The sequence below is a fragment of the Caballeronia glathei genome (genome assembly GCF_000698595.1).
Taxonomy (GTDB): Bacteria; Pseudomonadota; Gammaproteobacteria; order Burkholderiales; family Burkholderiaceae; genus Caballeronia; species Caballeronia glathei.
The window spans coordinates 1-12,792 of the sequence record NZ_JFHC01000057.1; the positions used below are offsets into that span (position 1 = coordinate 1).

The window sequence follows — 12,792 nt, forward strand, 5'->3', positions numbered from 1 at the left end:
GCGGAAAGAGCGCGTAGCTCTGGAACAGCAGCCCGAGGTTGCGCTGGTGCGGCGGCACGTGCGTCAGGTCGCGGCCCGCCACCGTCAGCGTGCCGGCGAGCCCGTCGGCGGCGACGAAGCCCGCGATGAACCGCAAGAGCGTCGTCTTGCCGCAGCCGCTGCGGCCGAGCACGGTGAGCAGCTCGCCGCGCCGGATCGTCAGCGACAGGTCGTCGAGCACCGTGCGCTCGCCGAAGCGGACCGTGAGGCGATCGATGTGCACGCCGCCCGCGGCGTGCGGATCGGCGGCCGCGCTTTCGTCGCGCGCGGGTGCGAACGCCAGAGTGTTCACGTCGTTCTTCCTTGCTGGCTCAGGACTTCGGCTTCACGACCTCGATCTGCTTGCCCGAGTCGCCGATCACTTCGCGCTTCCAGCGCTCCGTCCAGCCGGCCTTCTTCTCCATCACGTGGTTCCAGTCGACCGGAATCAGCTTCACGCCCGCGATCGCCTGCTTGACCGTCTCGCCGTTCTTGCCGGCGAGCGGCACGTCGCTGCGGCCCGGGATGCCGTAGATGTCCGGCACCTTCGCCTGCACGTCCGCCGACATCAGGTAGTCGATCAGCTTCTTGCCCGCCGCCTGGTTCGGGCCGCTCTTGATGAGGCCGATCGCGTACGGCAGCTGGAACGTGGTCGGCGCTTCACCCGCCTTGTGCGAGAGGAACACCGGCTTGATCGACAGCCCGCCGTTGGCGGCGTCGTCGAGATCCATCTGCAGGTCGCCGTTCGAGAACGCGATCTCGTTGCGCGAGAGCAGCACGTCGAGATAGCCCGTGCCCTTGGTGTGGAACTTCGCGCTCTGCTCGAGCGTTTTCAGGTAGTTGAACGCGTTGTCCTCGCCCATCAGCGCGGAGGTCAGGATGATCACGGCCATGCCGTCGCCCGCCGTCGCCGGGTTCGAATACGCGAGCTTGCCGTTGTAGGACGGATGCAGCAGGTCAGCGAAGGTCTTCGGCGCGGTCTTCGTGACGTCCGGGTTGATCGCGAACGAAAAGTAGTTGTTCACGAAGGTGGCCCACGCGCCGTCCGGCGCCTTGGCGATCGCGGGCACGTTCTTGTAGTTGACGCTCTGGTACGGCTGCAGCAGACCCGTCTGCGACGCCTGCTGGATGAACGGCGGCAGCGTGACGAGCACGTCGGCCTTCGGCGAATCCTTTTCGACCGTCGCGCGGTTCACCACCTCGCCGCTGCCCGCCGTGACGATGTTGACCTTCACGCCTTCCTTCTTCTCGAACGCCGGCAAGACGTCCTTGTAGAGGTTTTCGAGACCGTCGGCGGTGTACAGGACGACGGCGTCGGCGGCATGCGCGGGCAAGGCGGCGGCCGTGAAGGCGGCAACGGCGAGCGTCGGCAGCAGCTTGCGCGCGAGGCGGATTTTGCGGGTCATGGTGGCTCTCTGGACGAAACGGTGTCGGTTGGAATGACGGTTCAGCACTTCAGCCGAAGCATCGCAAATCCGTGTGACAGCGCCGTGACTACGCCACATCACGCCAATGAATGACACAAAACGCCACGCCCGGGGCGCGGCGGCGCGCGCCTTCAGGCGATCATCAGCTCCGGCCCGCGCGCCGCGAGCGCCCGCCGCAGGGCCTTGTCGGGCGCGCGTTCGGTGATGAGGTAGCGGACCTTCTCGAAATCGCGGATACGCACCGGCGTCACCAGGCCGAACTTCGAATGATCCGCGACGACCACCGCCGTCCCGGCCGCGCCGATCATGCGGCTGCGCACTTCGGCGGCGACGCGCGAGTAGTCGGTGAGAAAGGCGTCCGAAGTGATGCCCCCCGCGCCCACGAACGCAAAATCCGCGTGGTACTGCGAGAGCTGCTGCACGGTGTCGAGGCCAAAGGTCGCGTCCTCGAGATCGGCCAGTTCGCCGCCGAGCAGCGTCACGCGATTGTCGTTGCGGCGCCCGAGCAGCATCGCCGTGCGCCAGTCGTTCGTGTACACCGTCAGCCGGTGGCGGTCCGCGAGCGCGCGCGCGAGCGCATGCGTCGTGCTGCCCGAATCGATGATGAGCGACGCGCCGTCGGGCACGAGCCGGGCGGCGCGCTCGCCGATCGCCCGCTTCGCCGCCGCGTTCGCGGCCACGCGCACGTCGACGTGCGGCTCGCGGCGGTCCGCGGCGAGCGCGCCGCCGTGGGTCGTGAGGATCAGGCCGCGTCCGGCGAGCGTGTTGAGATCGCGCCGGACCGTTTCGCGCGACACGCCGAGCGCCCGCACGAGTTCGGCCACCGACAGCGCGCCGTTCTTCGACACCTCCGACAGGATGTACTGATGACGTTGTTCCGCGAGCATCGCTTCTGGTGTGGCCGTTGGGGGCGTGAGGGTTGAGGGCGCGCGTATTGTAGTACGGGTCGCCTGGCGGCTCATGCGCCGATACCGCCGCGCTCCCCGCGCCGCATGAAGACGCATGAAGACGCGTTGCGGCAGCGTCAACCCGCGCGCCGGCAATGCGATGTTTCCCCTCGGTGCGCAATCCGGCGCCGGTCCGTTGCTAAACTCGACCGCCTTTCCTTTCCCGCTTCGAGCGAAGGCAATCCGATGTACAAGAAAGGTGTCGTGATCGAAATCCAGTTTCCGCCCGAGCGCCTGAACGACGCCGCAGGCGACCCGTACTGGATCGACCTGACGCTCGACGAAGCGCGCCGTCTTCACGCGCAGCTCGCCGCGCGCCTCGAGGGCGACGCCCGCGCGAACCAGCCGCTCGACACGTTTTCGATCGAATGACCGCGCAGGCGGAGCAGGCGGTGCACGGTTGAACAAGACGCGAGCCGCTCCCCTCGTGGATACTGCGGTGTCACCTCACCCGCTTCGACGTCATGATCACGTTCCTGGTCGCCGCCGTCTTCGTATTCCTGTGGTCGACAGGCTTCATCGTCGCGCGGGCGATCACGCCCTACGTCGATCCCAATCTCTACCTGCTCGCGCGCTTCGCGGGCACGGCGCTCCTCTTCGTCGCGATCGCGCTGATCGCCGGCGCCGAGTGGCCGAAGGGCCGCGCCGCCGCGCGGCACCTGTTCGCGGGCGCGATGCTGCAGGGCGTCTATCTCGGCGCGGGCTACTGGGCCGTGGCGCAGGGACTCGGCGCGGGCGTGATGGCGCTGCTCGGCGCGCTGCAGCCGCTCCTGACGGCGGCCATCGCCACACGGATCTTCGGCGAGCGGCTGTCGGCGCGCGCGTGGTCGGGACTCGCGATCGGGCTCGCGGGCGTGGCGCTCGTGCTGGCGCCGAAGATCGCGGCGGGCGGCCCGCACGTCGCGCGCGGCGGCGTGCCGGAGTGGCTCGTCGTGTCGGTGGCGGTGCTGGCGGTCGTGGCGATCACGATCGGCACGCTCTACCAGAAGACATCGCTGTCCAAAGCCGATATCCGCAGTTCGAGCGCGCTCCAGAACCTCGGCGCGGCGATCGTCGCGGCGGCGCTGGCATGGGGGCTCGGCGAGCATCGCTTCATTGCGTCGGCGACGACATGGCTCTCGCTCGCGTGGGGCATCGTGATGCTCTCGGGCGTCGCGACAACGCTGCTCGTCTGGATGGTGCGGCGCGGCGACGCGTCCCGCGCGACGGCGCTGATGTTCCTCGCGCCGCCCCTCGCGGCCGTCGAAAGCTATCTCGCGTTCGGGGAGACGCTCTCCGTCGTGCAGATCGTGGGGTTCGGCGTGGCGCTCGCGGGCGTGCTGCTGGCGCGATCGGAGTGAACGACGCCGCTTCGCTGCTGGGACGTATCTGCGGCGGGAGCGGCAGGAGCGCACCCGGACGCGCACAGGCGGCCGTCAGTCGGCTGAATCCGCGCCCGCCGGCACTTTTGCGCGCGCCGCGCCGCCCGGCGCCGGCGCCCAGACGGGCCGCGCCTTGCGCTCGGTATCCACGACCACCAGATAGCGCCCCGCCCACGGCGTCGGCTCGCGTTTGCTCTTGAGAATCCAGAGCGGCCCGCTTGCGGCGGCGCGCGCTTCGTAATCGGCGTCGATGATCCCGCGATGGTCGAAAAACACGTTCAGCGCGGCCGGAATCCGCACGCAGCCCTTCGAGTGGCGGATGCCCAATACCTGTTCGAGCTTGTCGGGATCGGTGGCGTGCATCTGGAAGCGCATCGGCGAGACGCCGCCCTTGCCCCAGCCGCGCTCGCCGTCGGCCCAGCCGAAATCGTAGATGCGCATGTCGCGCGCGCCGTAGCCGCGAATCCCGAATTCGTTGAGCGTGCCTTCGGCGCGGAAGTCCATGTTGCGCGGCGTGTGCTCGAATACGCCGAGCGGCGTCAGGAAATGATCGTAGGTGCCCGGCCGGCCGGTGGAGACGGGCGCCGCGCCGATCATCGACCAGTTGTCGCCCGCCGCCGCGCGGAAATAGATGAAGATCGCCTGCACGTTCTGGCTGCGGTCGACGAGCAGCACGTATTCGTTCGCGAGGTCGCCGTGGCCGTGCTCCGCGAGCGTGCGTTGCAACAGGCGCCCGTAGGCCTGCTGGTCGGCGGCGGGCAGCGCGAGGCGGCGCCTGACCTCCTTCGCGAAGAGCTGGCGCATGGCGAGCGCGCCTGCGGGGTCGAGCGACGAGGTCTGGGCCAGATTGGGCGCGGGCGGCTCGGGGATTTCCGCCTCGGATGCGGCCGAGGGCGCCGCCTCTTCAGCGGCGCTCGCCGGCGACGGCGGAACCGAAGCGGGAACAGCCGGGGCAGCGGGCTGAACCGGAGGCGCTGAAGCCGCCGATGCCGGCGCCGCTGGCGGAACGGGCATGCCGGGGAGCGGCCGCGCGGTATCGGGAATGCGCGGAACCTGTGCGGACGACGCACCGCTCGCCGGCTTCGCCGCTGGCGCCTGACCGGGGCCGGGCAGCAACGGCGGCATGGCGCGCTCGATGTGCCCCTGCGCAACCGCCCCGCCCGATGCCGCGTTCTGCGCGAGTGCCGGCATCGCCAACGCCGCGAGAACCGCCGCCCCGATCCCCGCTACTCTGCCCTTGCTCTTCTTCCCCGCTTGCTGCATCGAAATGTGCTTGCCTCGACGATTGCGCGGACGATCCGCGCGATTTTCCGATCGTTGAAATGCACGCGCCCGGCGGATACGCAGCCGCCAACAAAAAAGCCGGTGCGCGTGGACGCACCGGCTTCGTATCGAAAATCGGGTCGACCCGACGCACCGTGCTGTCACAGGTTCGTCGCGTTCTGGCCCGCAAAGTTCACTTCATTCGCTGCGGCGCGTCACGCCCGCCGCCAGCGCCTTCAGAAGAATGCGGGGCTCAGTGCAGGCGCGTCGAGGCATCGCCGAATACGGACGCGCGCGCCCGCAGCGGCCTGTCCAGCAGCCGCTGGTGGCACAGGCGCTGGGCGATCGCCTCGCCGATATAAGGCACGTCGGTTGCGAGTTTCGCCTGCGCGTAGGCGTCGGGCGTGCCCGCGCCGTAGACGGCGATCTCGGTCGCGTATGCGCCCAGCTCGTGTTCGAGAAAGCGCCGGACGTCGGCGGCAGCGCAACGCGGCGGCAGATTCCAGATCAGCAGATGCATGACATTCACCGTTGGCGATGCATGTGAACCACCCGCCCGATACGCGCCGGCTGGGGCTTCGGGGCTTTCATCGCGATGCGTAGAAAGGTCGTGCCGGCAATCAGCAGGGTCAGGTACAGGACAGTCATCGCGCCTCCGTCGAGCCAATTTCAAGACAACTACATATTAGTCATCTGAAAGCCTGTTGCGGCGCGACATTTTGTCTTTTCTGTGTCATCGCCGCGACACCGCCCGCCGGGCGGCGCTCCGGGCGGATGTGCACAAGCGCATCCACACTCGCGTCAGGGTTGCTCCGCGTCCGGCGCACATTTTCGAGACAGAAGACGGGTGAATCTCAGCGCGCGCCGGCGAGGTTCGACGCGTTGACCCAGAAGCTCATCTTGTCGCTCGGCGCACGCACGAGGACGGCGCTCGGGTCGTCGACGCCGTCGTCGCGGACCGTGCACACCGGCAGGCCGTCGCGCAGCAGCTTGACCTGCCCGCTGTCGACGAACAGCGCCAGATGCTGCGCCGTGACCGGATGCAGTTGCCGGTACACGTCGAAGCTGATCGCGCCCGGCGTATCGCCGACGATCTTCATCGCGCGCTCGTTGCCGCAGTCGGGCCGCGGCGGCGCGCCCTTGCCCGCCGCGTGCGCGTTTGCGCCGGCGAGCGCGGCCAGCACGAGACCGGCGGCAACAACGGCCCTGCGGCCGTGATCGAAGATGGATTGCATGAGGTTTCTCTCCGGATTTCGATGGATTGTCCGAGCGCTCACGAGCCCGTGCACGTGAGGCTCGACAGATTGGGGTAGCGGTTCGGCCAGTCGCCCGCGATGGCCGTCTGGGCCTGGACGAGCGTCATGTCCCCGGTGCAGACGCAGCGCTTTAGGAAGACCGCGAGCCGCTCCTTGCGGCGCTGTCCCGCGCGGCCGTCCCAGCGCCGCAGGTCCAGGTTCGCCGCCGCGTTGGGCGCGCCGCCGAGGAGAACCGGCATGCGGTGATCGAGCGCGTATTCCGACGCCGACGCGCCGTCGATGCCGCGCTGCTTGAGCAGCCGGTCCTTCTGCCGCATCTGCATGTCGAACGACGGCGAGACGCGGTCGACGTAGCCCGGCACACAGATCGTATCGACGATCGTCGCCTGCGAGACGCGCGGATCGAGCCAGTCCGGGCGCTGCGCGTGAACCGGCGCGGCCGCGGCGGCCAGCGCGAGCGCGAAGCACGCGAGCGCCGCGCGCGCGAGCCTGCCCGGGCGCGCCGCCGGGGGTTCCGCACGGGCCGGGCGCTGCGTGGAAAGGGAAATGTGCCTTCGATTCATGCGTCTGTGTATCGCAAGCGGCGGCGCCGCCCCGGTCGGGAGCGTTTATCGGGATAAGCGAAGGTTGAATTAGAACACACGGCCGTTTCCGCGCGCGGGTGTCGCGCAAACGGCCGGCTGGTTCGCGTCGTGCAGTCAGGCGAGGTGCGGCGCCGGGTGCCGGGCAGGCGCTTGCCCGCACCGGCGGCATTGCTACGCGGCCCGTCGCGCGAGCGCGGCGGCGAGCACCGCCCCTTCGTCGATCAGGCGGCGGAACGCCGTCTCCACACGCTCATCGCCCTTGTGGTGCCGCTCATCGCGCTCATGGCACGCGCCCCGTTCGCCGCCGCGCCCCTCGTCGAGCGCGCTCTGGCACGCCAGTTGAAGCGCGAGACACGCCTGCGCGAACGGCGTCGCACCGACGACGAACGCCGCGCCCTTCATGCGGTGCGCCGTCTCGCGCAGGCGCGCGTAGTCGCCATCGTTCATCGCGGCGCGCGCGTCGTCGAGGTCCTGCGTGTTCGCCGCCTGCAGCGCATCGACGAGCGCGGCGGCCTGGTCGCCGAAGCCATCGACGATCGCCGGGTCGTACGGCCGGGATGCCGACGACGCGCGGACCGGCTGCGCGTCCCGGGGACGCGGCTGCGGCACCGCCCGGTCGCGCCGCGCAGCCGACAGCAGCGCGCGCCGCAGATCGTCGAGAGCGAGCGGCTTGACGAGACACGCGTTCATGCCCGCGACCACGGCGTCAGCGGCGGCCTCCGGCTGCGCGTTCGCCGTCACGCCGATGATCGGGACCGGCGCGCGGCTCGCGGAGCCGGGGGCGCCCGAGCGCCGGGCCGCCGCCTCCCGCGCCCGGACCGCCCTCGCGAGGTCCTCGCCGCTCATCACGGGCATCGAGCAATCGGTGAGGATCAGGTCGACCGCGCGCGGGTCCGCTTCCCAGCGCGCGAGCCCGGCGCACCCGTCGTTCGCCAGTTCGGGCGTGCATCCGAGCAATTCGAGCTGACCGCTGAGCACCATGCGGTTGGCCGGATGATCGTCGACGACGAGCACGCGCAGCCCGGCCAGTTCCGACGCATCCTCGGACGCCGCCTCCTGCCCGCCGCACCGGTACACCGATTCCTCTTGCGCCGCCGGCTCGGCGGCAGGCACGACGATGCGCACCGTGAAACAGGTTCCGCGCCCCGGCTCGCTCGATACCTCCACGGTGCCGCCCATCATCGAGACCAGCCGCCGGCAGATCGTGAGCCCGAGGCCCGTGCCGCCATACCGGCCGCCGCCGTCCCGATGCACCTGCACGAACGGCGCGAAAAGCGCGGCCTGCTGCCCGGGCGTCATGCCGATGCCCGTGTCCGACACCGCCAGCGTCACTTCCCGCGCCCCGCCGGCGGGCTCGCCGATGCCCCAGGCAAGCGTCACCGCGCCCTTTTCGGTGAACTTGATCGCGTTGGACAGCAGGTTGCCGAGCACCTGCCGCAGGCGCAGCGCGTCGGCCAGAACCCACGCGGGGCCGTCGCCGGCGCGCCGCTCCACCGCGAGCACGATGCCCTTGCTGCGCGCGGCGGGCTCGTAGATCGCGACGACGCCCGCCACCCACGCATCGAGATCCAGCGGCGCGGGCGCGAGCACGAGCCGCTCGGCCTCGATTTTCGCGACGTCGAGAATGTCGTCGATCATGCCGAGCAGGTCGCGCGCCGCCTGGTGCGCCGTGGCGAGCGAGCGCACCGTCGATGCGCGGTCGCGCGCCGAGCGCAGTTCGAGTTCGAGCAGGCCGAGCACGGCGTTCATCGGCGTGCGGATTTCGTGGCTCATCGTTGCGAGGAACGTCGATTTCGCACGATTCGCGGTTTCCGCCTCCTCCTTGGCGACGCGCATCGCGTCTTCAGCGGCGATCCGGCGCTGGATCTGCGTGCGCAGCGACACCGCCCAGGCCACGAGCAGCAGCACGACGCCGATGCCGAGCGCCGCGCCCAGCTCGATCTGCGGGCGCCGCCGCTCCCACAGCGTCTCCGGATGCTGGCCGAGCGACCAGCGGCGGCGGATCGAATCGAGTTCGGCGGGATGCAGGTGATCGATCGCGCGGTCGATGATCCCGGCGAGCGTCGGTTCGCGCCCCGACACCAGCAGGCGGTACGGCGCCGGCTCGCCGCCGAGCGCGCCGCTCACCACGAGCCGTCCGCGATACGGGTTCGACACCGCGTAGTTCGCGAAGGCCATGTCGGCGACGGCGGCATCGGCGCGGCCATTCGCGAGCGCATCGAACTGGGCGTCGTAGTTCGCCGTCGGCACGACTCGCGCCGACGGCACGCGCTCGCGCACGAGCGATTCGACGAGCGCGCCGCCAGGCACCGCGACCCGCGCACCGGCAAGCGATGCTGCGTCGCGCCGGGGCGCGGCGCCCGCATGCGTGACGATCAGGAAGAGACCTTCGCCGTACGGCCGGCTGCCGAGCAGCCCGGCACCGGCGGCCGCCGACTGTCCGAACGGCGTCAGCAGCGCGTCGCCGTCGCGCATGTCGCGGTCGATGTCGTCGATCGAATTGCGCACTCGCGCGTCGAAGCGCAAGCCGGTAATGCGCGCGATCGCCGCGAGGATGTCGACGGCGAAACCGGCCGGGCGGCCGTTCGCATCGCGGAAAGTCAGCGGCGCCGCGCGCCCGAGCATCGAATAGGGCACGACCGGATGCGCCGCGATCCAGGCGCGCTCGGGGTCAGTCAGCGCAAGCGGTTCGTCGAAACTGACCGCGGTCGCCATCGCGCCCCAGCGCGCGCGGATCTCCAGCAGAAAGCGCGCCGGCAGCGCCGCGAGCGCCGCGTCGACACGTTCGCGCCACGCCGCTGCTTGCGGCCGCGCGGCGGCGAACGCGAAACTGTAGCCGGCCTCGTCGAAGGGCGCGAAGCCGGTGATCCGCAGGGCCGCGAAGTCGAAATGGCCGATCGCGTAGGTGGTCGCGACGAGATCGCCGACGAAGGCATCGGCGTCGCCGAGCGTCACCGCCAGCAACGCGGCGGTCGCGGTGCGATAGCCCGCCGGGCGCAACTGCGGATAAGCCGAGCGCAGCCGCTCGGGCGATGTCTGCGCCTCGACATACGCGATGCGGCCCGTCGCCGCGCGTCGCTCGCGCGGCTCGACATGGACCTGCTTGGTTGGCAGATAGGGGCGGCTCAGGAGAAGCGGCGCGCCGGGGTCGTCGCCGGTCGCGGTCGTGGCGGCGTCGATCTCGCCGCGGGCGAGCGCCGCGATCATCGCGGGGCGGTCGGGGTAGACGCGCCACTGCAGCGCGAGTCCCAGCGATTGCGCGACTTCGCGCGCGAAGTCGGCGGAGATGCCGCGCACGACGGGCGGCGCGCCGGCGCTCGCCGGCTGGGCGCTCAGGTCAAGCGGCGGGACTGCGCCGGGCACGGCGCCCACGACGAATTCCCCCTGCGCCGCCGACGCAACGTCGCAGCATGCGATGAAGAGCGCGCAGAAAATGAAACGCGCGCCGCGCAGGAGGTGGACTGCGAAACGTGCCAAGCCCGTTGCCTTTAGGAAAGGTCTTAGCAGTGTCTCAAATTATGTGAGGAGTCGGCAAATGGCGGGGGAGAGGATGGCGGCGCTGGTTGCAGGACATCGTGAATCCAGCTTCCAGCCAATCAGGCACCCGACAAGCCTGCTTCCAATCCCATCATTCCGCGCCAAGGCGGCACGCCAACCTGACCCGGGATACCCATCCTCCCAAAAAATCCCCCGCGCATTCCGGGGGATTCTTCAGCGCGCCGCCGGCCGGTTCTCAAGCCGGCACGCTCTCCGCCTTCTGCGCCCTCGACCACACACGATGCTGCCCCAGCGCCTCGATGAACTTCTTCATCACCGCTTTCGCGTCGCCGCCGACGCAAACGCCTTCATCGCCCGTGGGCAGGTGCGCGGCGGCTAGCACGTCCTCACCGTCGCCGACCGCGCCGATTGCCTTCAGGTGCTTGAACGCCTCCAGCACGAAGTGGCGCGCGTCGCCGGATTCCGCCAGCGTCTTCGCGCTCTCCTTGCCGCCCGCCACGATCACGCCGTCGAACATGATCGACGGCATCGCGAGGATCGTCGCGTCCGCTTCGACACCGTTCTCGACCGGCCCCAGCACCGGCGCGATGACCTTCGCATGCGCGCCCTGCGCGGCGAGCGCGTCCTTGACCGCCTTGATGCTGGCGCCGTCCGCGCCCTTCGCCGCGAGAATCGCGACCTTGCGCGTCGCAACAGACGGCTTCGTCTTCGCGACGATCGAAAGCGCGGGCGACTCCTTCACCGACGACTTGCCCATCTGCTCGGCGCTCGCGCTCTTCTTCGGCACCGGCAAGCCGAGATTCGCGGCCACGCGCGAGACCAGTTCGGCGTCGATATTGGCGAGGATGCCGAGTTGCCGCTCGCGGATCGGCTTTCGCTCGACCTTGCCCAGCTCGAACGAATACGCGCCGACGATGTGATCCTTCTCCGGCGGCGTCATGCTGTTCCAGAAGAGCGTTGCCTGCGAGTAGTGATCGGCGAACGACGGGCTGCGCACGCGGATCTTCGATCCCTCGACGCGCTCCGTATAGCTTTCGAAACCGCCGCCCGCGGCCGCCGGCGCAGCTTCCTTCGGCCAGCCGCCGTCGATCGAATTCGGCTCGTAGGCGGCCTGGCCGCGGTCGATCGTCTGGCGGTGCATCGCGTCGCGCTGGCCGTTGTGCAGGGGCGCGAGGGGGCGGTTGATCGGAATCTCGTGGAAATTCGGGCCGCCGAGACGGCTGATCTGCGTATCGGTGTACGAGAAGAGGCGGCCTTGCAGCAGCGGATCGTTCGTGAAGTCGATGCCCGGCACGATATGCCCGGGACAGAACGCGACCTGTTCCGTCTCCGCGAAGAAGTTGTCGGGATTGCGGTTGAGCGTCAGCTTGCCGATCATTTTCAGCGGAACGAGCTCTTCGGGGATGATCTTGGTCGGATCGAGCAGATCGAAGTCGAAGTTGTGCTCGTCTTCTTCCTCGACGATCTGCACGCCCAGCTCCCACTCGGGGTAGTCGCCCATGTCGATCGCATCCCACAGGTCGCGGCGATGGAAGTCGCAATCCTTGCCCGCGAGCTTCTGCGCCTCGTCCCACAGGAGCGACGCGGAGCCGATGGTCGGGCGCCAGTGGAATTTCACGAAGAGCCCCTTCCCTTCGGCATTGATGAAGCGAAACGTGTGGATGCCGAAGCCTTCCATCGTGCGCAGGCTTTTCGGGATCGCGCGGTCGGACATCGCCCACATCACCATGTGCTGCGATTCCGGCACGAGCGAGACGAAATCCCAGAACGTGTCGTGCGCCGAGCCGCCCTGCGGCATTTCGTTGTGCGGCTCGGGCTTCACGGCGTGCACGAAGTCGGGGAACTTGATCGCATCCTGGATGAAGAACACCGGCATGTTGTTGCCGACGAGGTCGAAATTCCCTTCCTCGGTGTAGAACTTGACGGCGAAGCCGCGCACGTCGCGCACGGTGTCGGCGGAACCGCGCGAGCCCTGCACGGTCGAGAAGCGCACGTAGACCGGCGTTTCCTTCGACGGGTCCTGCAGGAACGCGGCCTTCGTCAGCCCGGCCTGTGATTCATAGACCCTGAACACGCCGTGCGCCGCGGAACCGCGCGCATGGACGATCCGCTCGGGGATGCGCTCGTGGTCGAAGTGCGTGATCTTTTCACGCATGATGAAGTCTTCGAGCAGCGACGGACCGCGCGGGCCCGCGCGCAGCGTGTTCTGGTTATCGGACACCTTGACGCCCTGGTTCGTCGTCAGGGCCTGATCGGTCGCGTCCGAGCGGAACGTTTCGAGACTTTCGAGCTTCTGGTTCGTATTGCTTTGCGATGGGGTGCGGGCGACGGCGCTCGCCGTCTTTTTCTGGGTCGGCATCGGGGAACTCCATTGTGACGAATTGGCCTGGGCGCACGCAGGCGCCAGACCGATTCGCCGCAACTTGTGTTCCCGACTC

At 69.2% G+C, this 12,792-nt stretch carries 12 protein-coding genes; 2 read left to right on the forward strand and 10 right to left on the reverse strand.

All coding sequences use genetic code 11. The annotated features are described in order from the left end of the window. The 3 genes from BG61_RS27950 to BG61_RS27960 form a co-directional block, all read right to left on the reverse strand. A partial coding sequence (locus tag BG61_RS27950; RefSeq protein WP_035942484.1) for an ATP-binding cassette domain-containing protein occupies positions 1–331 on the reverse strand: 331 nt, incomplete at its 3' end. Between the two features lie 19 nt (positions 332–350). Next, positions 351–1,424 (reverse strand): 2-aminoethylphosphonate ABC transporter substrate-binding protein, encoded by a 1,074-nt coding sequence (gene phnS, locus BG61_RS27955; protein WP_035937073.1) that lies wholly within the window; start codon positions 1,422–1,424, stop codon positions 351–353. Between the two features lie 152 nt (positions 1,425–1,576). Further along, entirely contained in the window at positions 1,577–2,332 is a 756-nt protein-coding gene (locus BG61_RS27960) for a DeoR/GlpR family DNA-binding transcription regulator (RefSeq protein WP_035937070.1), read from the reverse strand. A gap of 246 nt (positions 2,333–2,578) precedes the next feature. On the opposite strand from BG61_RS27960, the gene BG61_RS27965 reads away from it, so the two are divergent. Together BG61_RS27965 and BG61_RS27970 are read left to right on the forward strand one after the other, a co-directional pair. Continuing rightward, entirely contained in the window at positions 2,579–2,764 is a 186-nt protein-coding gene (locus tag BG61_RS27965) for a hypothetical protein (protein WP_035937069.1), read from the forward strand. A gap of 92 nt (positions 2,765–2,856) precedes the next feature. After that, positions 2,857–3,732 carry a DMT family transporter gene (locus BG61_RS27970; protein WP_035937066.1) on the forward strand — a complete coding sequence of 292 codons (876 nt, stop codon included), beginning with the start codon at positions 2,857–2,859 and terminating at the stop codon, positions 3,730–3,732. 75 nt (positions 3,733–3,807) lie between these two features. Here BG61_RS27970 and BG61_RS27975 read toward each other — a convergent pair whose 3' ends face one another. The 7 genes from BG61_RS27975 to katE form a co-directional block, all read right to left on the reverse strand. Beyond that, positions 3,808–5,016, reverse strand: a complete 1,209-nt coding sequence (locus BG61_RS27975; RefSeq protein WP_035937064.1) for a L,D-transpeptidase — start codon at positions 5,014–5,016, stop codon at positions 3,808–3,810. A 253-nt stretch (positions 5,017–5,269) separates the two neighbouring features. Then, complete coding sequence (locus BG61_RS27980) at positions 5,270–5,536, reverse strand: hypothetical protein (protein WP_035937165.1); 267 nt, start codon at positions 5,534–5,536, stop codon at positions 5,270–5,272. Positions 5,537–5,541: 5 nt separating this feature from the next. Beyond that, complete coding sequence (locus tag BG61_RS44695) at positions 5,542–5,664, reverse strand: hypothetical protein (protein WP_267908603.1); 123 nt, start codon at positions 5,662–5,664, stop codon at positions 5,542–5,544. Between the two features lie 206 nt (positions 5,665–5,870). Continuing rightward, positions 5,871–6,251: a hypothetical protein gene (locus BG61_RS27985; RefSeq protein ID WP_035937062.1), complete on the reverse strand. Its 381-nt coding sequence runs from the start codon at positions 6,249–6,251 to the stop codon at positions 5,871–5,873. A 38-nt stretch (positions 6,252–6,289) separates the two neighbouring features. Further along, positions 6,290–6,835, reverse strand: coding sequence for a hypothetical protein (locus tag BG61_RS27990; RefSeq protein ID WP_035937061.1), 546 nt, complete (start codon positions 6,833–6,835; stop codon positions 6,290–6,292). A gap of 192 nt (positions 6,836–7,027) precedes the next feature. Further along, positions 7,028–10,333: an ATP-binding protein gene (locus BG61_RS27995; RefSeq protein ID WP_051672821.1), complete on the reverse strand. Its 3,306-nt coding sequence runs from the start codon at positions 10,331–10,333 to the stop codon at positions 7,028–7,030. A 256-nt stretch (positions 10,334–10,589) separates the two neighbouring features. Further along, a complete protein-coding gene (gene katE, locus BG61_RS28000) occupies positions 10,590–12,761 on the reverse strand; it encodes a catalase HPII (RefSeq protein WP_267908605.1) in 2,172 nt (723 codons plus the stop codon). Positions 12,762–12,792 lie beyond the last annotated feature (31 nt).